The sequence below is a fragment of the Bradyrhizobium sp. LTSPM299 genome (assembly GCF_000938235.1).
Lineage (GTDB): Bacteria > Pseudomonadota > Alphaproteobacteria > Rhizobiales > Xanthobacteraceae > Bradyrhizobium.
This window is the reverse complement of the sequence record NZ_JYMU01000007.1, coordinates 121389-141878: the sequence shown is the minus strand read 5'-3', so window position 1 is coordinate 141878 and position 20490 is coordinate 121389. Positions and strand designations below refer to the sequence as shown.

Here is a 20490-nt window from a genome sequence, read left to right as displayed (position 1 = left end):
GCTAACGCGAACGCTGGAACCGCAGATACGCCGCCTTGCGGCCTTCGCGCGCGGCCTTGGCGCCGTAGCGTGTCATCGTGTAGCCGGGCCAAGGCAATTGCCAGTCGGTTGCGCGCTCGGCGAGCCAGGCGAAATCCGGCGAACGCATCAGATGCGCCAGTGTCCATGCGCAATAATCGTCGATGTCGCTGACGAAGCGGAATTCGCCGCTCGCGTTGAGGATCCGCGCCATCGCGGTCACAGTTGCATCCTGCACGAAGCGCCGCTTCCAGTGCCGCCGCTTCGGCCACGGATCGGGATGGATCAGGTCGATGCGTGCAAGCGATCGCGACGGCGCCCAGGCCAGCAGTTCGGCGGCGTCGCCGGCGAACAGCCTGATATTGCCGATATTGTGCGCCTCGATCTGCGCCAGGATTTTTGCCATCCCGTTGACGTAAGGCTCGCAGCCGATGAAGCCGGTCTGGGGGAACGCCTGCGCTTCCGCGATCAGATGCTCGCCGCCGCCGAAGCCGATTTCGAGCCGGACCTGTTCGATGCCGTCATCGAACAGCTCGACGAGCCTGTCCGGCGCGGGCATGCCGATATCGAGCGCAAGGTGCGGCAGCAGATTGTCGATCAGGTCGGCCTGATGCGAGCGCAGTTTGTGGCCCTTGCGCCGCCCGAAGAACGAGCCGCGCGAATGCGCAATCCCGCCATCGTCCGACGGCGCGTCGCGATCGCCGGTCTCGTGCGGTGCCGAGATCATCGCAGCGTCTGATAGAGCCGGTGCAGCAGCCGCGCGCGCGGTTCGATCGACGAGACGTAGAGCTGCTCGTAATGGGTATGCGCGCCCTTGCCGTCGACACCGAGGCCATCCAGCGTTGCGGTATGCGGCGCGGTGAAATTGCCGTCGGAGCCGCCGCCGGTGAAGACGTCGACGAGATCGAAGCCGAGCTCGGTCGCGAGCGTCCGGGCTTGTTCGTAGAGCGCCGCGCCGGCATTGCTCTTCTCATAGGGCGGACGGTTCAGCTCGCCCGTCACCTTGACGCTGACGCCATCGGTGCGCGATGTCAGCCCGAGGATCTTCGGCACGAGCTCGTCGGCATCGGCGATGGTCGGCACCCGCATGTCGACTTCGGCATAAGCCTCTTCCGCGATCACGTTGGGCTTGGTGCCGCCTTTGACGACGCCGACATTGACGGTGACGCCGCGCTTGAGGTCGTTCATCGCCTCCAGCGCCTGGATAACATTGCCGAGCTCGCGGATCGCGCTGCGGCCATCCTCGGGACGGGTGCCGGCATGCGACGGCACGCCCTTGATGAACACCTCGAAGCGCGCGACGCCCTTGCGCCCGGTGACGATCTTGCCGCCGTCGCGCGCGGGCTCGGTCACCAGCACATATTTGGCCTTGCGGCCCTCGGCCTCGATCAGCGCCCGCGAGGTTGGGCTGCCGATCTCCTCGTCGGAGACGTAGAGCTGGGTGATGCCGAGCGGGGCGCGTGCGCCGTCGGCGCAGATCTGCCGGAAGGCGTGATAGGCGAGATAGGCGCCACCCTTCATGTCGTAGATGCCGGGACCGAACGCGCTGTCGCCCTCGACCTTGAACGGCAGGCGTTCGATGAATCCCATCGGATGAACGGTGTCGAGATGGCTGAGCACCAGAATGCCCGGCGCGTCCTGGCCCCATGACGAGCGCGCCACCAGATGGTCGCCGCAGCCGTCGCGTCCCGGGACACGTTCAATACTGGCCGGCAGGTCGCGATAGCCTGAAGCGACGAGGTCGGCGACCTTGTTGACCTGATCGGGCCGCTCCGTCGGAGACTCGATCTCGACCCAGCGGCGGATGCCGTCGAGGATATTTGCTGCATCAAACGGGTTGGACATAGCTGCCGTGAATTTTCAGGGGAAGTTGACTTCTCATCGCGTGCACGCGCGGGAACATGACGCGATCGAGCGCACCGGAATGGCATAGTCCAGATTTGCCGATCCCTCAAACGGATATGACCGCGCTCAGGCCTGGTCGGAGGCCTCGCGTGCGGCGATCTGCTCGACCAGCTCGACGATGCTGCGGCGGAGCTTGCCGTCGCTGATGCGGGTGAAGGCACGGGTCAGCGCGAGGCCCTCGGCGGTCGCAAGAAAGTCGGAGACATAGGCCGGCGAGGAGCCCTCGCTGAAGCCGTCGGCGGTCTTGATGCCGCTCGGCCCGCCGTCGAACAGGAATGAGACCGGCACCTGCAGGATCTCGGAGATCTGCTGCAAGCGGCTGGCGCCGACGCGGTTGGTCCCCTTCTCGTATTTCTGCACCTGCTGGAACGTCAGGCCGAGCGCCTCGCCCAGTTTTTCCTGGCTCATGCCGAGCATGATGCGTCGCATCCGGACGCGGCTGCCGACATATTTGTCAACAGGGTTGGGCGCTTTGATCGACATCACCAACTTCTCCTAGGGATAGCGCGCCCGTCGATGAGGCAAGTTGGAAGCGCAGTCTGCCTCAGGCGCGGGGGCTGTCAAATCCTGCAAGGAGGATCGGGACGAAATGCGGATAATTTGCGCAAAGTGGCTGACTGGACTTCTGATTTCGTACGGAACCGTACAATGCGAAGTGCACGGTCAATCTGTCAACTGGTGGATTCGCGCAGCAATGAATTTAGAGACTCTTTGAGACCTGACGGCAACGCCAATACGCAGACGTCAGGCTTTTCGCCTGGCAAAACGCCGCCGCAACACGATTGCCAAGGCAACGATCACAATCACAGCGGCGGGACCATTCCCGATACGCGCGTAGATCGTCGGCGCGATGGCCTGCGGCAAATTGGCGTCGAGCACGCCTTCGATGCCGAGCCCGAGTTGCGCCACAATCCGGCCCACAGGATCGATCACCGCGGAGATGCCCGTATTTGCGGCACGCACCAGCGGCAGCCCTTCCTCGATCGATCGCATCCGGGCCTGCTGCAGATGCTGGTAGGGACCGGTCGAGAATCCGAACCAGCCGTCATTGGTAACGTTGATGATCCAGCCCGGACGGTCGTCGCGGCTGACGACATTGCCGGGGAAGATCGCCTCGTAGCAGATCAAGGGCAGCGCGCGCGGCGCGTTCGGCACGTCGATCGTTCGCCTGACGGTGCCTGGAATGAAGCCGCCCTGCACCTTGGTGAGCTGCACGAAGCCGAGCTTTTCCATCAGGTCCTGGAACGGCAGATACTCGCCGAACGGCACCAGGTGCAGCTTGTCGTAGACGGCCAGCACGCTGCCGTCATGGTCAATGAGATAGATCGAATTGTAAGCACGCGTGATGCGGACGCCGGGCGGCAGTTCAGGCGCGCGCACCGAGCCGGTGATCAGCACGGTGCCCTTGGGCAGCAGATCGGCGATCTGCGCCATCGCGTCGGCTTCCCGGGTCAGGAAGAACGGAAACGCGGATTCCGGCCAGATCAGGATGGTTGCATCGCTCACGCCGGTGGAATGCGGCCCGGATGCCCTATCCGACAATGTGAGATACTTCTGCATCACCGCCGCCTTGGCGGAGTAGTTGAACCTGACATCCTGTTGCAGGTTGGGCTGCATGATGCGCAGCTTGACGTTGGCGACCAGCCGGGTCGGCTCACGCGACAGCCGGACCGTGCCGAACACCAGCATCGCCGCCAGCACCACCAATGCCGCGACCGGCGTCCGCCACGGCTTGCGGCCGCGCGAGGAGCCGTCGATCAGCACGGCCGGGCTCGCGAAGATCGCAACGCTGAGGAACGTCATGCCCCACAGCCCGACAAGACATGCAGTTTGTGCCAGCGCCAGCGGTTCGCTCAGCGAATAGCCGAACGTGTTCCACGGAAAGCCGGTCAGGACATGGCCGCGCAGCCATTCCGAGATCGTCAGGCTGACCGCGAGCGCCAGCACGCGCGAGACGTCGCGCGGCCAGATCAGCCGCGCCAGCGCGAAACCGAACGCGGTGAACAGCGCGAGATAGGCCGGCAGGCCCAGCACTGCGAACGGCGTCAGCCAGGCGAAAGTGTCCGCGTCGACAAAGAAGGCGTAACCGATCCAGTACAGTCCCGGCACGAAATAGCCGAGGCCGAACCAGAAGCCCGACAGCGCCGCCGCGGGCACGCCGCGCCAGCGCCCGGCCGCGGCGCCGTCGATCAGCCAGACCGCGACGGACAAAGTCAGAAACAAAACCGGCCAGGCGTTGAACGGTGCCATCGCCAGCGCCGACGCCGCGCCGGCGATGAGCGCGATGGCGGCGCGCTTCCATCCCCAGGTCAGGATGATCGCAAGCCCTGCCGCGCGGAGTTTGTCGGAGGGCCTCACGGCTGTCCGGCTCCATCGCCGGATGGCGGCGGAGAATTGTCGTTGGCCTGCGGCGTGTCTGATTCCGGCGGTTGCTCGCGGCGCCGCTCGCGGTCCTTCTCGCGTTCCTTGCGCGGCGCCGGGCGCTCCTTGCGGGTGGTGACGCGCAGTCGCTTCACCCGCCGTGGATCGGCGTCGAGCACCTCGACCTCGAAATGGCCGGGTCCCGAAATCACCTCGCCGCGCACCGGCAGGCGGCCGACGAACGAGACCAGATAGCCGCCCAGCGTCTCGACCTCTTCGCCGGCCTCGCCGGTGACGAAGTCCTCGCCGATCACGGTGCGGACGTCGTCGAGGCTGGCGCGGGCGTCGGCGATGAAGGAATTGTCGGGCTGCTTGACGATCGAGGGCGGCTCGTCGGAATCGTGCTCGTCGTCGATCTCGCCGACGATCTGCTCGACGATGTCCTCGATCGACACCAGCCCGTCGGTGCCGCCATATTCGTCGACCACCAGCGCCAAGTGGATGCGCGAAGCCTGCATCTGCGCCAACAGGTCGATCGCGCGCATCGACGGCGGGATGTAGAGCAGCTTGCGGATGATGTGGGCCTCCGACAGCGGCAGCGCGAGGTCGACGGCGCGCAGATCGAGCCCTGCCGGGAATGGCTTCTTGCGCCGCGCCTTGGTGGTGTCGCCGATCCGTGCCTTCGCCGTCATGAAGGCGAGCAGGTCGCGGATGTGCACCATGCCCTCGGGGTCGTCGAGGGTCTCGTTGTAGACCACGAGCCGCGAATGCGCCGCGCTCTCGAACAGGCTCATCAGCTCGCCGAGCGGAATGTCGCGCTTGACCGCGACGATGTCGGCGCGGTGGATCATGACGTCGGCGATCCGCCGCTCGTTCAGCGACAGGATGTTGCGCAGCATGGTGCGCTCGATCGCCGAGAAGCCGACATCGTCGGGCGTCGAGGCGTCGAGCACGACCTGCAAATCGTCGCGCACCGATCCGGCCTTCCAGCCGAACAACGTGCGGATCGCGCGCACCAGCCAGCCCTCGGCCGCCGGCCGCTGCACCTCGCCGTCATGCACGATGGCCGGCAGGTTGCTCACGCTGCGCGGATTGTCTTGGATTGGGTCGGAATCCGGCATCTCAGGCGATCCGATCCGCATAGGGGTCGGGAATGCCGAGCTGGCTGAGGATCTCGCGCTCGAGAGCCTCCATGTCTTCGGCATCGTCGTCATTCTCGTGGTCGTAGCCGATCAGATGCAGGAAGCCGTGCACCGCAAGATGGCTCAAATGATGGTCGAACGGTTTCTGTTCCTCGTCGGCCTCGCGCCGCGTCGTCTCGTAGGCGATCGCGATGTCGCCGAGCATGCGCGGGGCATCAGCGGGCTCGTTGCCGGTCGGCTGCAGCGCCGGAAACGACAGCACGTTGGTCGGTTTGTCGATGCTGCGCCAATTGTTGTTCAGGGTGCGGATGCCGGTGTCGTCGGTCAGCATCACCGCAAGCTCGGCGTCGGCGACATCGGCGTCGGCGATCTCGGCGGCGGCTTCGATGGCGCGATGGATCACCGCCTCGGCATCGGGCTCGGTCTGCCAGCATTCGGCCGTGACGAGAACCTCGGTGGCGGGAAAGGCGGACACGGTCGTTCCAAAATCTGCGTTGGGGCTGGAACCCGCCGCACGCGGGCTCCCGGTCGAAGCTGAAAATCTCAAGATCTGGCGTTTGCCGGCTTTTGCGGCAATCCCTCATAGGCGGCCACGATGCGCGCAACCAGTTCGTGCCGGATGACGTCCTCGGCGGTGAACCGCACCTGGGAGATGCCCTCGACACCGTCGAGCAGCTTCACGGCTTCCGCAAGCCCCGAGGCCTGACCGTGCGGCAGGTCGACCTGCGTCGGATCGCCGGTGATGATCATCCTGGAGTTCTCGCCAAGCCGGGTCAGGAACATCTTCATCTGCATCGACGTGGTGTTCTGGGCTTCGTCGAGGATGACGACGGCATTGGTCAGCGTGCGGCCGCGCATGAAGGCGAGCGGCGCGATCTCGATCTCGCCACCCTGCATCGCGCGCTCGACCACGCGCGAGTCCATCAGATCGTACAGCGCGTCATAGATCGGGCGCAGATAGGGATCGACCTTCTCCTTGAGGTCGCCGGGCAGGAAGCCGAGCCGCTCGCCGGCTTCGACCGCGGGACGCGTCAGGATGATGCGGTCGACTTCCTTGCGTTCAAACAGTTGCGCGGCGTGTGCGACCGCGAGCCAGGTCTTGCCGGTGCCGGCCGGGCCGACGCCGAACACCATCTCATGCCGCTTCAGCGCGCGGATGTAGGAATCTTGCGCCGCGGTGCGGGCGCGGACCGGGCGCTTGCGCAGATTGATGGTCTCGAAGGCCGCTTTGGCCGTCTTGTTGTCGAACTCGAACAGCGAGCCCTGCGCGATCACGACGCGGATCGCGCCTTCCACTTCGCCCTGATCGAGGTCGTGGCCTTCGACGGCCTGCGCGTAGAGCGTCTCGAGCACGCGCCGCGCCGCGTCGCAGCCGTCGCGGGAGCCGGCAATGGTGACGTGGTTGCCGCGGGAATCGACCACGACGCCGAGCCGTCGCTCGATCAGTGCGAGGTTCTGCCCGTAGGGGCCGACCAGCGCCGAAGCGGCGCGGTTGTCGTCGAAATCGATGACGACCTGGGTCTCAGGTGGGGTTTGCATGTCGCGGTCTGGTTTGCGGCTGGGAGCGAGGGCAGGCGAATCCGATGCGCTTTTGGGCAAGGATTTCAGGCTCCAATGGTCATCTGCAAATTGGGGGATGGCGCCAAAGGCGCCGCAAGCTCGCCGATCAGGCTGTAGCGTTCGAGGCTGTCGATCCGTACCGGGAGAACCTTGCCGATGATGTCGGATGAGGCCATCACATGGGCGGGCTGCAGATAGGCGGTGCGGCCGACGATCTGGCCGGGATTGCGCGCGGCGCGCTCGAACAGCACATCGACCGTTGTGCCGATCGCGGCCCGGTTGAAGGCCGATTGCTGGCTGTCGATCAATTCCTGAAGCCGCCCCAAACGCTCGTCCATCTCTGCTGCTGACACCGTCTCCCGCATCTCCGCCGCCGGCGTGCCTGGCCGAGGCGAATATTTGAATGAATATGCCCCAGCGTAGCCGATTTGCGTGACAAGCGCGAGGGTGGCGGAAAATTCTTCCGCGCTCTCCCCAGGGAAGCCGACAATAAAATCTGATGAGAAAGCAATGTCTTGCCGCGCAGCACGGAACCGGTCGATGACGCGCCGGTAATCGTCGGCGGTATGTTTGCGGTTCATGGCTGCAAGGATCCGGTCCGCGCCCGATTGCACCGGCAGATGCACGAACGGCATGAGCTCGGGCAAATCGCGATGCGCCGCGATCAGTGAGTCGTCGACGTCGCGCGGATGGCTGGTCGAATAGCGCAGCCGCGCCACGCCGGGGATCTCCGCCAGCCGCTGCAAGAGCTTGCCGAGCGGCCAGGCGCGGCCGTCGGGGCCTTCACCATGATAGGCGTTGACGTTCTGTCCGATCAGCGTGATCTCGCGCACGCCGTTGTCGGTGAGCTGGGTGACGTCGTCGATGATCTTCGCGACTGGGCGCGAGACTTCCGCGCCGCGCGTATAGGGTACCACGCAGAAGGTGCAGAACTTGTCGCAACCTTCCTGAACGGTGACGAAAGCCGAGATGCCGCGCGCGCGGATCGCGGCCGGCTTCGGCTGCGGCAGGAAGCCGAACTTGTCGTCGACCGGAAATTCGGTTTCCAGCGCGCGGCCGTTGGCTTTTGCGCGCTTCAACAGCTCCGGCAAATGATGATAGCTCTGCGGACCGACCACGATGTCGACGGTCGGAGCGCGGTGGATGATCTCCGCGCCCTCGGCCTGCGCGACGCAGCCGGCGACCGCGATCTTCATCTCGCGGCCTTGGCGTGCGGCCTCGTCCTTGGCGACGCGGAGGCGTCCGAGCTCGGAATAGACCTTTTCCGAGGCCTTCTCGCGGATATGGCAGGTGTTGAGGATGACGAGATCCGCGTCCTCCGCGCTCGCCGTCTCGACAAAGCCTTCGCCAGCCAGCGTGTCCACCATGCGTTGCGCATCGTAGACGTTCATCTGGCAGCCATAGGACTTGATGTGCAGCTTGCGCGGCGTGGTCATGGAACCCGGGTTGTGGAAACGGCGCCATCAGGGCGGCGGGGCTCAGATATAGCCTAAAGGGGCGAAAATCCAGCGTTCCACCCCGTCATTCCGGGGCGCTCCGGAGGGAGCGAACCCGGAATCTCGAGATTCCGGGTTCGATGCTAACGCATCGCCCCGGAATGACAGTGTTTTATGGCTCACGCTACCGGGGCTGCGGCCCCAATCCGGGCGATCAAATCGGGCAATTGGCGCATATCGGCGAACGTCACGGCCGCTCCCGCCTTGCGCAGCACCTCTTCGTGCCCCGGCGCGCAGTGGCTGCCGCCATGGAAACCCAGCACCGTCATCCCGGCGGCGCGGGCGCCGGTGACGCCGTGCATGCTGTCCTCGATCACGATGCAGCGCGCAGGGTCGGCTCCCATCTGCGCGGCCGCGAACAGGAAGATGTCGGGCGCCGGCTTGCCGCGCTTGACCTGCATGGCGGAGAAAATATGCGGCGCGAGCTGATCGTAGAGCCCGGCGCAGGTGAGGCCGTGGCGGATCTTCTCCGGCGTGCCGCTCGAGGCCACGCATTTGGGCATATCGAGCCCTGATATCACCTCGCCGACAGGATCGATCGCGTTGAGATCGTCGGCATAGAAGCTGAGTGTCGCGTGCTTGACCTGTGCCTCGAAATCATCGGGCAGCTTGCGGCCGATCTCGGCTTCGACGATCTGCCGCGCCTCGCGGTCGGATACGCCGAGGAAGCGCTTCAGCACGCCATCCGGCGTGATCGGGTAGCCGTGACGGGTCAGCGTTTCCGCGTGCGCGCGAGAGGAAATCACTTCGCTGTCGACCAATACGCCGTCGCAATCGAAGATGATGAGATCAAACCTCATGATATTATTTGACGCGTTTTCTTCACGCGAACCGGTCCCCACTTCGCTTGAAAACGCTTTGCCGCTATGACTTTTCGTCATCAAGCGGAACGCAATAGAGCTCGAGCCGGTGATCCACCAGCTTGTAGCCGAGCTTGCGCGCGATTTCGGCCTGCAGCTTCTCGATCTCCTCGGAGGTGAACTCGATCACCTTGCCGTCACGCAGATTGATCAAATGGTCATGGTGGCTCTCGGGCATCTGCTCATAGCGCGCACGGCCCTCGCGGAAATCGTGACGCTCGATGATGCCGGCGTCCTCGAACAGCTTGACGGTGCGATACACCGTCGAGATCGAGATCTTGTCGTCGACCGCGACGCAGCGCCGATACAGTTCCTCGACGTCAGGGTGATCCAGGGCTTCCGCCAGCACGCGCGCAATGACGCGGCGCTGTTCGGTCATGCGCATGCCGGTCGCGGCGCAGCGCGCCTCGATGCCAGTATTTTTGTGCGCAGGCGGGATTCGTACCGTGGTCATGAGTTCAGGGCCATGGGTTTAGAAAACATCGGTTCAGACAACATGGGTTTAGAAAACTTGGGTGGCGTAACAGGGCTGTTCTGCCACCGCGCGGATATTACGACAAGTCGCGCCGCATCAGAAGTGCGTTCAAATGTTCCCCGCCGGGCTGCTTGTAATAGCGCTCACGGCGGCCGATGACGCCGAATCCGGCCCATTCATACAGCCGGCGCGCCGGCTGATTGTTTTCTTCCACTTCCAGAAAGATGGTACGGACGCCGCGGCCGGCAAGATGGCCGAGATGGGTCAAGAGCAGGCTGCGCGACAGGCCGCGCCCGCGCTCATCGGTATCGATCGCGATCGAGAGAATTTCGGCTTCATCCGCGGCCAATCGCGACACCGCGAAGCCGATCACCTTGCGGCCCTGCCTCAAGCGATGCACGAGGGTGTTGTGCTCGGTCAGCATCGTCTCGAACTCGCCTTCGCCCCAGCCGCGATGGAACGAGGCGCCGTGCAATTGCGCCAACCGCGCCGCGTCGCGCAACGATGCCGGCTCGACCGCGGGCGTGCTGCCGCCGCGCCACCACCGTGACAGCCAGCCGATCATGTGCCTGAGAGCTGCGCGCTGGTCTGGAGTTGATCTTTCGGCGGCTTTGCATCCGGTGCCCGCAGATAGAACGGGCGCGCCGGCGCGTTCTCCGGGGTCACGGCTGCGCCGACCCAGGCGACCCAGTTGATGTCGGGTGCGGCCTGGGGATCGACCTGGACCGGCGGCGTTGCCTCCGCGGGCCAGCGCTCGGCGAGGATTTTTGCGGCGTTGCCGACCAGGTGCAGGGCGCCGAATTGCGCGGCGTCGAGGGCTTCCGCGATCGGCGCCACCTTGGGTTTCACTAGCGGACTGCCATCGCCGCCGACCACCTGGAAGTAGACGTGATCGTGCCGCGCATCGATCGCCGACAGGATCGGACGTGCGCCATTCTCGGCGACAATGGGCGCGGCGTAGGCGGCGAGCGTCGTCAGTCCGACCGCAGGCTTGTCAGCGGCCAGCGCGATGCCGCGTGCGGCCGAGAGGCCGACGCGCAGGCCGGTGAAACTGCCGGGCCCGGTGGTGACGGCGATGCGGTCGAGCGCGGCAAAGGCGACGCCGCTCTGCTTCATCACCCGCGCGATCAGCGGCATCAGCGCTTCGGCGTGGCCGCGCTGCATCGGCTGCGACTCAAGGGCGATGGTGTTGCCCGCCGATGTGTCGAGCACGGCAGCGGAGCAGGCGTCGAGCGCGGTGTCGATGGCGAGGATCAGCATGGGACGAACATCATGACGAATGGAATGCCAAGGCTAATTACAAGGCTAATTCCGGTTCGCCGGCTCACGGTTCGTTCCCCCTTGATGGGTGGTCAAAGCGAAGCGTGCCCACCACTCCTTGCTCGATTATTGATGGTGGGCATGGCGCAAGTGCGCCTTTGCCCACCCTACGTCGGTTACATCGGCCGGACTTCCTGCACGTCGGGCACATAGTGCCGGAGCAGGTTCTGGATGCCGTGTTGCAGTGTGGCCGTCGATGACGGGCAGCCGGCGCAGGAGCCCTTCATGTTGAGATAGACAATGCCGTCCTTGAAGCCGCGGAAGGTGATGTCGCCGCCGTCGTTGGCAACCGCCGGACGCACGCGGGTCTCGATCAGGTCCTTGATCTGCGCGACGGTCTCGGCGTCTTCCTCGTTGAAGAATTCGTCTTCCTCATCGCGGGCGTCATCGCTGCCAGCGGTACCGTCGGCGAGCAGCGGCGCGCCGGACATGTAATGCTCCATGATGGCGCCGAGGATCGCGGGCTTGAGGTGCTGCCAGTCGCCGTCCGCCTTGGTCACCGTGACGAAATCGGCGCCGTAGAACACGCCGGTGACGCCTGATACGGCGAACAGCCGTTCGGCGAGCGGCGAGCGCGTGGCGGATTCGGGGGTCGAGAATTCCAGGGTGCCGCTGTCGAGCACCGTGCGGCCCGGAATGAACTTCAGGGTCGCGGGGTTGGGCGTGGCTTCGGTCTGAATGAACATCTGCTGTCTCCGGCGTCGCCGGTTCAAGGCCGGCGCGTTGGGGTTCCCTTAACAGATGGCGACCCGAAAAGCACCGATCAAGGTGCAGGTCAGCAGTTCCAGGCCTGCATTACGACAGGGCGTCGATTTCGGCGTCGGTCAGGCCGCCGGGCACGATGGTGACCGGAATCGGGAATTCGCCCATGGCGTTGGCCATGGTGGTGATGATCGGCCCGGGCCCCTCGGCGCCCGGATTGGCGGCCAGCACCAGGACAGCGATGTCGGCGTCCTTGTCGATCACGTCGAGGATCTGCTCGGTCGGGTCGCCCTCGCGAATCACCCGCTCCGGGGTGATCGCGGCGATCCCGTTGGCGCGGCCGGCGGCGCGGTCGAGCGCCTCATTGGCGGCTTCCTCGGCCTCCGCACGCATGATGTCGGCAACACCAAGCCACTGCTGGTTCTGGTCCTCGGTCTCGATCACCCGCAGCATCACGACGCCGCCGCCGATCCGGATCGCCCAGCGGCTGGCGTAATAGACCGCGCGGTCCCATTCCGCCGTGTCGTCAACGATGACGAGGCATTTTGGCTTGTGACCGGTCTCGTAGCTGCGTCGCTGGGTGGTCATGCATGTCCCGGTGCTTGGCCCACGAGCATGATCCGGAAAAGTGTGTAGCGGTTTTCCGATAAGATCATGCTCAAACAACGCCCATGCTGCCACACTCCCTCTCCGTTTGGGAGAGGGAGTGACGAGGTTCCTGTTCGCCGTGTCAGCGCTGGCGGATGAAGCCGACGATGTCCTTGGTGGTGCGCATGGTCTCGTCGGCGATCACGCGTGCGCGGTTGGCGCCGTCGATCAGGATCGAATCGACATGGCCGGGATCGGCGACCAGCCGCTTCATCTCGCCGGCGATCGGCGACAATTTTGCGACGCAAAGTTCGACCAGCGCGTTCTTGAAGCTGGAGAATTGCCCGCCGCCGAACTGCGTCAGCACATCCTGCTTGCTGACGTCGGCAAGCGCGGCGTAGATGCCGACGAGGTTGTCGGCCTCGGGGCGCGGCTCCAGCCCCTTCTCCTCCGACGGCAGCGGCTCCGGATCGGTCTTTGCCTTGCGGATCTTCTGCGCGATGGTGTCGGCGTCGTCGGTCAGATTGATGCGCGAATTGTCCGACGGATCCGACTTCGACATCTTCTTGGTGCCGTCGCGCAGGCTCATCACCCGCGTTGCCGGTCCGGTGATGAACGGCTCGGGCTGCGGGAAAAACAGGCCCTCATTGAAGCCGAGGCCGCGGATCGAATCGCCGAAGTCGTTGTTGAACTTCTGCGCGATGTCGCGGGACAGTTCGAGATGCTGCTTCTGGTCCTCGCCGACCGGCACGTGGGTGGCGCGGTACAAGAGAATGTCGGCCGCCATCAGCACCGGATAGTCGTAGAGACCGACCGACGCATTCTCGCGGTCCTTGCCCGCCTTCTCCTTGAACTGGGTCATCCGGCTGAGCCAGCCGACGCGCGCGACACAGTTGAAGATCCAGGTCAGCTCGGAATGGCCGGCGACCTGGCTCTGGTTGAAGACGATATGTTTCTTCGGGTCGATGCCGGCCGCGATGAACGCAGCCGTCACCTCGCGGGTGTTGCGCGCGAGCTCGGCCGGGCCGCCCCAGACGTCGACGCCTTGGGTGATCGCGTGCATGTCGACGACGCAATAGATGCAATTGTGGGTCTCTTGCATCTTCACGAAGTTGACGATGGCGCCGAGATAGTTGCCGAGGTGCAGATTGCCCGTCGGCTGGACGCCTGAGAAAACCCGTTCAACGAACGCCATGGTCTTAATTCCCGGAAATGGCCGCTTTGGCCGCGTCGTTTGCCACTTAAGGCCCGTGCGCGCAAGTCAGGCAGGGCGCTTTTGCCTGATCGCGCTCACCGCCTCGCGCCAGCCGGTGACGCCGAAAAGCTGCAAAAACAGCCCGTAAGCGGCGATGCCGGCGGCGATCAGCAGCAGCAGTCCCGCAGCCTGCACAAAACCATGTGCGCTCGCCGCCGGCAGGTTGCCTGCCGCAACCCACAGCACGGCGCCCATCGCGGCTGTTGCGGCGAGGATGCGCGGCAGCCGGCGGCGGGCGTTGGCATCGACCGAAAAGCCGAAGCTTGCCGCACCTTTCCGGATCAGCGACAGCGCGTTGCTCCAGGCGCCGAGCGCGATGCCGGCGGCGATCCCGTTGGCGCCGAAATAATGGCCGAGCAGGAAGGCGGTCGCAATCGCGACCACAATGGCTTTCAAGGTCGCGAGCAGCGGCGTCAGCGTGTCCTCGCGCGCAAAGAACGCCGGCGACAGCGCCTTCACCAGCACATGCGCCGGCAGCGCGAGCGTCAGCCAGATCAGCGCCTGCGCGGTCGCCGCGGTGTCCTCAGTCGCGAACGCGCCGTGCTCGAACAGCACGCGGGCGATCGGCGCGCTCAGCACCATCAGGCCGAGCGTTGCGGGAAAGGCCAGCCCGACCGCAAGCTCGAGGCCGCGCGATTCGGCATGCGCGATCGCGGCATGCTCGCCGCTACGCACCGCGCGGGTCATCTCCGGCACCAATACGGTGCCCATCGCGACGCCGACGATGCCGAGCGGCAGTTCGAGCAGGCGGTTGGCGAAATAGAGCCAGGACACTGCCGACGGCGAGGTGGATGCGATCACCGCGCCGGCGACCATCAGCCATTGCGGTGCGCTGCTGGCGATCATGCCGGGCACCGCGCGGCCGAGGAAGCCACGCATCTCTTGATCGAAGGAGACCCGCATGGGCGATGCGATCCTGCCACTGCGCAAGGCCAGCATCGAGAGCTGCAGAAAGCCGGCGACGCCGATCGTTGCCGCCATGACCAGGGCGGCCTGAACCGGATCCTGTCGCCGCACCAGCAGTACGGCCATCACAGCGATCAGCGTGACGTTGAACAGCAACGGCGAGAACGCCGTCAGCGCGAAGCGGCCCTGCGCATTGAGCAGCGCCATCATGACCGTGACGGGGCCGGCGAAGGCGAGATAGGGCAGCATCAGCCGCGCGTCGTCGACGGCGAGTTGCAGCGTGTCGCGGCCGATGAAGCCCGGGGCGATTGCTGCGATCACCAGCGGCATCAGCACGCCGAGCACCAGTGCGGCTGCGATCACGGCGGCGCTGACGGTGCCGAGCACGCGGCCGGCAAAGGCGCGCGCCGCTGCCGCGCCATCGCTGTCGCGCACCCTGAGCCAGGCCGGCACCAGCGCGGCGTTCAGCCCGCCCTCGGACAGCAGCCGCCGCACCACGTTGACCAATTGAAACGCCGCCAGGAAGGCATCGGCCACGGGTCCGGCGCCGAGCAGCGCCGCGATCACGGAATCGCGCACGAACCCGAGCAGCCGCGAGGCCAGCGTTCCCGAAGAGACGGTGAGGAAGGAGCGGATCATTTGGGCTGTATAGCAGTCGTGCGGATTGCTGCCAGCCGGCCTATCAGACCCGGCCAGGGGACGGGTATGGGTTGCGCGGCTCTCTCCCCGTCATTGCGAGCCAACGGGTCGCGCGAATGCGCGCCCGATGACAGGCTCCGCGAAGCAATCCATCGCACCGCGTACGCGGAACCATGGATTGCTTCGTCGCTAACGCTCCTCGCAATGACGGGGAGGCGGACATGCCTCCTTCAGGATGACGGGCGAGCCCAGCGGCTTGCTGGTGCTGGGCCGAACGTGATAGGCCGCAGCCGTTCGTGACAACAGGGCAGGTCAATGGCTGACGCAAAATATGACGTTCTCGGGATCGGTAATGCGATCTTCGACGTGCTGGTGCAGACCGACGAGGCGTTCCTCGCCCGTCACGGCATGACCAAGGGCTCGATGCAGCTGATCGACGAAAACCGTGCCACCGCGATCTATAGCGACATGGGCCCGGCCACCGAGATATCGGGCGGCTCGGCGGCGAACACCATCGTCGGCGTCGGCAGTTTCGGCGCCCGCGCGGCCTATGTCGGCAAGGTCAAGAACGACCAGATCGGCGGGCTCTACACCCACGACATTCGTGCCGCCGGCGTGACCTTTGACACCAAGCCGGCCACCGGCGGGCCCGCCACCGGCTGCTCCTACATCCTGGTGACGCCGGACGGTGAGCGCACCATGAACACCTATCTTGGCGCCGCGCAGGATCTGACGCCTGACGACATCGACGCCGCGCAGATCGAAGCCGCCGGCATCATCTATCTCGAAGGCTATCTCTGGGACCCGAAGAACGCCAAGGACGCGTTCGTGAAGGCGGCGACGATCGCCCACGGCGCCGGCCGCCAGGTCGCGCTGACGCTGTCGGATTCGTTCTGCGTCGACCGCTACCGCGACGAATTCCTCGATTTGATGCGCAAGGGCATCGTGGATCTGGTGTTCTCCAACGAGGCCGAGTTGCACTCGCTGTACCAGACCTCGGATTTCGACACCGCGCTAAAACAGTTCGGTGTCGACACCAAACTCGGCGTCGTCACCCGCAGCGAGAAGGGCTGTGTCGTCGTGGCTAGGGATGGCGTCACATCCGTGCCGGCGCACCCGATCGACAGACTCGTCGACACGACAGGCGCCGGCGATTTGTTCGCCGCCGGCTTCCTGGTCGGCCTGGTGCGCAATTCCGGTTATGAAAACGCCGGGAGGTTAGGTGCGCTTGCGGCGGCCGAAGTGATCCAGCACATCGGCGCGCGGCCGCTGGTGTCGCTGAAGGAGCTGGCGATGCAAAAGGGGCTGCTGGTGTAGGCACCGGTCTTTCTTCACCTCTCCCGCTTGCGGGGGAGGTCGCAGCGCATCGAAGATGCGGTGCGGGTGGGGGGCTCTCTCCACAACGTGACTCGCGGAGAGAGCCCCCACCCCGGCCCTCCCCCGCAAGCGGGAGAGGGAGAGGGAAGAGCCCTTACGCCGTCTTCGCCGCTTTCAATCCGAGCCGCTGCTCCACCGCGTCCCGCATCACGAATTTCTGGATCTTCCCCGTGACCGTCATCGGGAACTCCTCGACGAACTCGACGTAGCGCGGGATCTTGTTGTGGGCGATCTGGCCCTGGCAGAAGGCGCGGACCTCGTCCGGTGTCAGCGTCTCGCCCGGCCGCACCCTGACCCAGGCGCACAGCTCCTCGCCATAGCGCTCGTCGGCGACGCCGAAGATCTGCACGTCCTGGATTTTTGGATGGCGGTAGAGGAACTCCTCGATCTCGCGTGGATAAAGGTTCTCACCGCCGCGGATGACCATGTCCTTGATGCGGCCGACGATGTTGCAATAGCCCTCGTCGTCGATCACGGCGAGATCGCCGGTGTGCATCCAGCCATTGGCGTCGAGCACGTCTGATGTCTTCTCCGTCTCGTCCCAATAGCCGAGCATGATGCTGTAGCCGCGGGTGCAGAGTTCGCCGCGTTCGCCGCGTGCTACCGCCTTGCCGTCGAGATCGACCACCTTGACCTCGACATGCGGATGGATGCGGCCGACGGTGGAGACGCGGCGCTCCAAGGGATCGTCGGTCGCGCTCTGGAAGCTCACCGGGCTGGTCTCGGTCATGCCGTAGGCGATCGTCACTTCGCGCATGTTCATCTCGGTGTTGACGCGCTTCATCACCTCGATCGGGCAGGGCGCGCCGGCCATGATGCCGGTGCGCAGCGATGACAGGTCGAAGCGCGAGAATTCCGGATGATCGAGCTCGGCGATGAACATGGTCGGCACGCCGTACAGCGTCGTGCATTTCTCCTGTGCGATCGTCGTCAGCGTCGCCAAGGGATCAAAACCTTCGCCCGGATAGACCATGGTGGTGCCGAGCGTGACCGATGCGAGGTTGCCCATCACCATGCCGAAGCAGTGATAGAGCGGCACCGGAATACAGATGCGGTCTTGCTCCGTCAGCTTCATCGCGCGACCGGTGAAGTAGCCATTGTTGAGGATGTTGTGATGGGTCAGCGTCACGCCCTTGGGCGAGCCTGTGGTGCCGCTGGTGAACTGGATATTGACGGGGTCGTCGAACTGCAGGCTCTCAGCGAGCACTGCAAGCTGCTCATGATGCCGGGGCCCACCCATCCGCGCGACCTCGTCGAATGGAATGGTGCCTGATGACGGGGGGCCACCGATCTGGATCACGGCGCGCAACTGCGGCAGCCGTGCCGATCGCAAATGGCCGGGCTCGCTGCTCGCAAGCTCGGGCAACAGCGTGTTCAGCATCTCCATATAGGCCGAGGTCTTGAACGCGGTCGCGGACACGATCGCGGCGCAGCCGACCTTGCCAAGCGCGAATTCGAGCTCGGTCAGGCGATAGGCCGGATTGATGGTGACCAGGATCAGCCCGGCTTTCGCCGCGGCGAATTGCGTCAGCGTCCACTCGGGGCGGTTCAGCGACCAGATGCCGATCCGCTCGCCGCGCTCCAGCCCAAGCGCGAGGAAGCCCGCCGCCAGCGCCTCGACGTGACAGGCGAATTCATTCCAGGTCCAGCGCACATTGTGGCTGGGCGACACCAGCGCCTCGCGGTCGCCCCAGCGCTCGCGCGCACGGTCGAGGGCGCGGCCGATGGTTTCGCCGAGCAGCGGCGTATCGGAAATGCCGCAAACGTAGCTGTCCGCCTTTGATACCAAGTTCGTCCTCCCTCGCGTGACCGCGCTTTGCGCGCGATCTTAGTCATTTGGCGCGGGCCGGACAGGCCCGAGGGTGCAAAAAAATCCCTCCCCGCGAGGGGAGGGACTGTGGCGTTCTATGGGTGGAACGTCAGGCCGCCTTCTGCCCGCTGCCGGCATCGAGTCCGGCATAGATGCCGCGCTCGAAGCCCGCGAAGGCTTCCAGGCTGTGCTTGTCCGCGAACGGCAACAGCTGCGTCAGGATCACGCCGCAGACGTCGCGCGACGGATCGATCCAGTAGTAGGTGTTGGCGAGGCCTGCCCAGGCGAGGCTGCCGGCGCTGCGGCCTTCCGGCGTCTTGGCGGTGTTGATCAGGAAGCTCAGCCCCCACTTCTTGATCATGTCCGGATAGAGGTCGACGTCGTTGGTGAACGGCGGCGCCGCTGATGTCAGCTTGCCGACAGTGAGATCGCCCATCTGGTTCTGCCCCATGGCCGCGACGGTCTCGGGCTTCAGCACCTGGTTGCCGTTGCCTTTGCCCTTGTTGAGGATCATCTGGCAGAACTTGATGTAATCAGCCGCGGTGGAGTAGAGGCCGCCGCCGCCCATGTGGAATTCCGGATTCTGCTCGAGCTCGAACGGGATCGCGGCCAATGCTCCGTCCTCGCCGCGAGCATGCATGCCGACCAGCCGCTTGCGCATGTTGTCCGTGATCTTGAAGCCGGTGTCGCTCATGCCGAGCGGTGCGAACATGTGGTCATGCAAATACGCATCGAGCTTCTTGCCGCTCGCGGCCTCTACGGCCTTGCCGACGAAGTCGATATTGATGCCGTATTCCCAGCGCGTGCCGGGATCGCTCGCGAGCGGCGTCTTCAGCGCAGCATTCGAGCAGGAGATGATCCCGGGCGTGCCGGTCTTCTCCATATACTTCCCCATGTCGGCGTTCCACAGGTCGTAGCAGAAGCCGGCAGTGTGGGTCATGAGCTTGCGCAGCGTGATCGGCGACTTGGCCGGCCGCAGCTTCGGCTCGCCCTTGGCGTCGAAGCCGTCAAGCACCTGCGGCGCGGCGAGGTCGGGCAACAGCTTGCCGATCGGCTCATCGAGCGACAGCTTGCCCTGTTCGACCAGCTGCATCGCGCCCGCCGATGTCACCGCCTTGGTCATCGAGGCGATCCAGAACACGCTGTCCGCGGTCATGGCGTCGTCCTTGGACAGGTCGCGCTTGCCGAACGCGCCCTGGTAGATGATGTCCTTGCCGGTTGCCGCGATCGCGACGACGCCGGGAATCTCCTTTGCCTCGCTCTTCTGAAGCAGCACCTGATCGATCTGGGCCTTACTTTGCATGGGGTTGTCCTCCGGATTTATTTATTTTGGAAGGCGCCGATCATCCTCCCGCTTTCGGGGTCCCGCAAGGAGGCCGCGGGGCGATGAAGTCGCGATCTCGTGAACCGGAGGGCCGCGGAAACGGCCTTGCACAAGGCCCGCGCGCAACCGACGTTCACCACGCGCAGAGATTTTGCGGTGGACTTTGCTGCAATCCCGGGTGACCGTTGGGAACAACCACGGTAACGTGATTGCGAGACTGATTTTCGGACCTGATTTTTTGCATTAACGCATTCAGATCACTGCACAAACGGTGCGGAAAATCGAGTTCATTTGACGAAAATTGATCGTCTTTCTTGAGGGGTTGCGGGGACGCGGCAATGATTTCGACCTGGAGTGAGTGGAAGCGCTATCCGCGGCTAGGGCGTGGCGAGAATATCGAAGCGCCGATCAGTCCCGGCCTCTACGAAGTCCGCTACGCCGGCACCGGTGCGCTGCACTCTTTCGAGGCAGTCGACAATGTGGCGCAGGCTTTGGCACTGCTGCAGACCGGCTCGAAATCCTGGTTCGGCCGCCGCGATACCAAGGCGGAGGCCGAGCTCGAATACCGGACCTGCGCAACCTCGACCAAGGCCGATGCCAAGGCCGCCGCCCAGCGCATGATCGGCCGCCGCGAGACCTATATGAGCGGTGCGGCCTGACGCCATCGGCCCTCGAAATTGCTAAGAGCAGAGCCGCGTTTGCGGACAATGCATTGCGCTGCGTTTCGGCCTATATAGGCGGCGAAAACCCCC

The 20490-nt window shown here is 64.8% G+C and carries 20 protein-coding genes; 2 read left to right on the top strand and 18 right to left on the bottom strand.

The window, feature by feature from the left end:
- Position 1: 1 nt before the first annotated feature.
- The 16 genes from UP10_RS05140 to murJ all read right to left on the bottom strand — a co-directional run bounded on the left by UP10_RS05140 (position 2) and on the right by murJ (position 15227).
- Positions 2-745, bottom strand: a complete 744-nt coding sequence (locus UP10_RS05140) for a tRNA (guanine(46)-N(7))-methyltransferase TrmB (protein ID WP_044586295.1) — start codon at positions 743-745, stop codon at positions 2-4.
- Positions 742-1863 (bottom strand): M20 family metallopeptidase, encoded by a 1122-nt coding sequence (locus UP10_RS05135; RefSeq protein ID WP_044586294.1) that lies wholly within the window; start codon positions 1861-1863, stop codon positions 742-744. The genes UP10_RS05140 and UP10_RS05135 overlap by 4 nt, the downstream gene beginning before the upstream one ends.
- A gap of 126 nt (positions 1864-1989) precedes the next feature.
- Positions 1990-2406 (bottom strand): helix-turn-helix domain-containing protein, encoded by a 417-nt coding sequence (locus UP10_RS05130; protein ID WP_044586293.1) that lies wholly within the window; start codon positions 2404-2406, stop codon positions 1990-1992.
- A 261-nt stretch (positions 2407-2667) separates the two neighbouring features.
- Positions 2668-4281 (bottom strand): apolipoprotein N-acyltransferase, encoded by a 1614-nt coding sequence (lnt, locus tag UP10_RS05125; protein WP_044586292.1) that lies wholly within the window; start codon positions 4279-4281, stop codon positions 2668-2670.
- Entirely contained in the window at positions 4278-5405 is a 1128-nt protein-coding gene (locus tag UP10_RS05120) for a hemolysin family protein (RefSeq protein ID WP_044586499.1), read from the bottom strand. The genes lnt and UP10_RS05120 overlap by 4 nt, the downstream gene beginning before the upstream one ends.
- A gap of 1 nt (position 5406) precedes the next feature.
- Positions 5407-5901 (bottom strand): rRNA maturation RNase YbeY, encoded by a 495-nt coding sequence (gene ybeY / locus UP10_RS05115; protein ID WP_044537858.1) that lies wholly within the window; start codon positions 5899-5901, stop codon positions 5407-5409.
- A 68-nt stretch (positions 5902-5969) separates the two neighbouring features.
- The gene (locus UP10_RS05110) at positions 5970-7025 is read right to left on the bottom strand and encodes a PhoH family protein (protein WP_082076991.1); all 1056 of its coding nucleotides are present in this window, start codon (positions 7023-7025) and stop codon (positions 5970-5972) included.
- A 5-nt stretch (positions 7026-7030) separates the two neighbouring features.
- Positions 7031-8422: a tRNA (N6-isopentenyl adenosine(37)-C2)-methylthiotransferase MiaB gene (gene miaB, locus UP10_RS05105; RefSeq protein ID WP_044586290.1), complete on the bottom strand. Its 1392-nt coding sequence runs from the start codon at positions 8420-8422 to the stop codon at positions 7031-7033.
- A gap of 179 nt (positions 8423-8601) precedes the next feature.
- Positions 8602-9282 carry an HAD family hydrolase gene (locus tag UP10_RS05100; RefSeq protein ID WP_044586289.1) on the bottom strand — a complete coding sequence of 227 codons (681 nt, stop codon included), beginning with the start codon at positions 9280-9282 and terminating at the stop codon, positions 8602-8604.
- 64 nt (positions 9283-9346) lie between these two features.
- Positions 9347-9796: a Fur family transcriptional regulator gene (locus UP10_RS05095; RefSeq protein ID WP_044537854.1), complete on the bottom strand. Its 450-nt coding sequence runs from the start codon at positions 9794-9796 to the stop codon at positions 9347-9349.
- 97 nt (positions 9797-9893) lie between these two features.
- The gene (gene rimI / locus UP10_RS05090; RefSeq protein WP_044586288.1) at positions 9894-10382 is read right to left on the bottom strand and encodes a ribosomal protein S18-alanine N-acetyltransferase; all 489 of its coding nucleotides are present in this window, start codon (positions 10380-10382) and stop codon (positions 9894-9896) included.
- Positions 10379-11077, bottom strand: coding sequence for a tRNA (adenosine(37)-N6)-threonylcarbamoyltransferase complex dimerization subunit type 1 TsaB (gene tsaB, locus UP10_RS05085; protein ID WP_044586287.1), 699 nt, complete (start codon positions 11075-11077; stop codon positions 10379-10381). The genes rimI and tsaB overlap by 4 nt, the downstream gene beginning before the upstream one ends.
- Positions 11078-11253: 176 nt before the next feature.
- On the bottom strand, positions 11254-11823 hold the full coding sequence (locus tag UP10_RS05080; RefSeq protein ID WP_044537851.1) for a NifU family protein: 570 nt from the start codon (positions 11821-11823) through the stop codon (positions 11254-11256).
- A gap of 109 nt (positions 11824-11932) precedes the next feature.
- Positions 11933-12427 carry a universal stress protein gene (locus UP10_RS05075; RefSeq protein ID WP_044586286.1) on the bottom strand — a complete coding sequence of 165 codons (495 nt, stop codon included), beginning with the start codon at positions 12425-12427 and terminating at the stop codon, positions 11933-11935.
- Between the two features lie 142 nt (positions 12428-12569).
- The gene (trpS, locus tag UP10_RS05070; protein ID WP_044586285.1) at positions 12570-13622 is read right to left on the bottom strand and encodes a tryptophan--tRNA ligase; all 1053 of its coding nucleotides are present in this window, start codon (positions 13620-13622) and stop codon (positions 12570-12572) included.
- Between the two features lie 66 nt (positions 13623-13688).
- Entirely contained in the window at positions 13689-15227 is a 1539-nt protein-coding gene (murJ, locus tag UP10_RS05065; protein WP_044586284.1) for a murein biosynthesis integral membrane protein MurJ, read from the bottom strand.
- 315 nt (positions 15228-15542) lie between these two features.
- Here murJ and UP10_RS05060 point away from each other — a divergent pair, with 315 nt between their 5' ends.
- Complete coding sequence (locus tag UP10_RS05060; protein ID WP_044586283.1) at positions 15543-16544, top strand: adenosine kinase; 1002 nt, start codon at positions 15543-15545, stop codon at positions 16542-16544.
- Positions 16545-16698: 154 nt separating this feature from the next.
- On the opposite strand, the gene UP10_RS05055 is transcribed toward UP10_RS05060, so the two are convergent.
- Both UP10_RS05055 and UP10_RS05050 read right to left on the bottom strand, forming a co-directional pair.
- Positions 16699-18393: an AMP-binding protein gene (locus UP10_RS05055; RefSeq protein WP_044586282.1), complete on the bottom strand. Its 1695-nt coding sequence runs from the start codon at positions 18391-18393 to the stop codon at positions 16699-16701.
- 130 nt (positions 18394-18523) lie between these two features.
- Positions 18524-19717 (bottom strand): serine hydrolase domain-containing protein, encoded by a 1194-nt coding sequence (locus UP10_RS05050; protein ID WP_044586281.1) that lies wholly within the window; start codon positions 19715-19717, stop codon positions 18524-18526.
- A 359-nt stretch (positions 19718-20076) separates the two neighbouring features.
- Here UP10_RS05050 and UP10_RS05045 point away from each other — a divergent pair, with 359 nt between their 5' ends.
- Positions 20077-20397, top strand: coding sequence for a hypothetical protein (locus UP10_RS05045; RefSeq protein WP_044586280.1), 321 nt, complete (start codon positions 20077-20079; stop codon positions 20395-20397).
- Positions 20398-20490: the final 93 nt, after the last annotated feature.

Coding starts and splice junctions, on each gene's coding strand:
- UP10_RS05135 (WP_044586294.1), bottom strand. CDS start 1,863: ATGTCCAACCCGTTTGATGCAGCAAATATCCTCGACGGCATCCGCCGC.
- UP10_RS05045 (WP_044586280.1), top strand. CDS start 20,077: ATGATTTCGACCTGGAGTGAGTGGAAGCGCTATCCGCGGCTAGGGCGT.
- miaB (WP_044586290.1), bottom strand. CDS start 8,422: ATGACCACGCCGCGCAAGCTGCACATCAAGTCCTATGGCTGCCAGATG.
- murJ (WP_044586284.1), bottom strand. CDS start 15,227: ATGATCCGCTCCTTCCTCACCGTCTCTTCGGGAACGCTGGCCTCGCGG.
- UP10_RS05075 (WP_044586286.1), bottom strand. CDS start 12,427: ATGACCACCCAGCGACGCAGCTACGAGACCGGTCACAAGCCAAAATGC.
- UP10_RS05095 (WP_044537854.1), bottom strand. CDS start 9,796: ATGACCACGGTACGAATCCCGCCTGCGCACAAAAATACTGGCATCGAG.
- UP10_RS05100 (WP_044586289.1), bottom strand. CDS start 9,282: ATGAGGTTTGATCTCATCATCTTCGATTGCGACGGCGTATTGGTCGAC.
- UP10_RS05130 (WP_044586293.1), bottom strand. CDS start 2,406: ATGTCGATCAAAGCGCCCAACCCTGTTGACAAATATGTCGGCAGCCGC.
- rimI (WP_044586288.1), bottom strand. CDS start 10,382: ATGATCGGCTGGCTGTCACGGTGGTGGCGCGGCGGCAGCACGCCCGCG.
- tsaB (WP_044586287.1), bottom strand. CDS start 11,077: ATGCTGATCCTCGCCATCGACACCGCGCTCGACGCCTGCTCCGCTGCC.
- trpS (WP_044586285.1), bottom strand. CDS start 13,622: ATGGCGTTCGTTGAACGGGTTTTCTCAGGCGTCCAGCCGACGGGCAAT.
- UP10_RS05060 (WP_044586283.1), top strand. CDS start 15,543: ATGGCTGACGCAAAATATGACGTTCTCGGGATCGGTAATGCGATCTTC.
- UP10_RS05140 (WP_044586295.1), bottom strand. CDS start 745: ATGATCTCGGCACCGCACGAGACCGGCGATCGCGACGCGCCGTCGGAC.
- UP10_RS05120 (WP_044586499.1), bottom strand. CDS start 5,405: ATGCCGGATTCCGACCCAATCCAAGACAATCCGCGCAGCGTGAGCAAC.
- UP10_RS05050 (WP_044586281.1), bottom strand. CDS start 19,717: ATGCAAAGTAAGGCCCAGATCGATCAGGTGCTGCTTCAGAAGAGCGAG.
- UP10_RS05080 (WP_044537851.1), bottom strand. CDS start 11,823: ATGTTCATTCAGACCGAAGCCACGCCCAACCCCGCGACCCTGAAGTTC.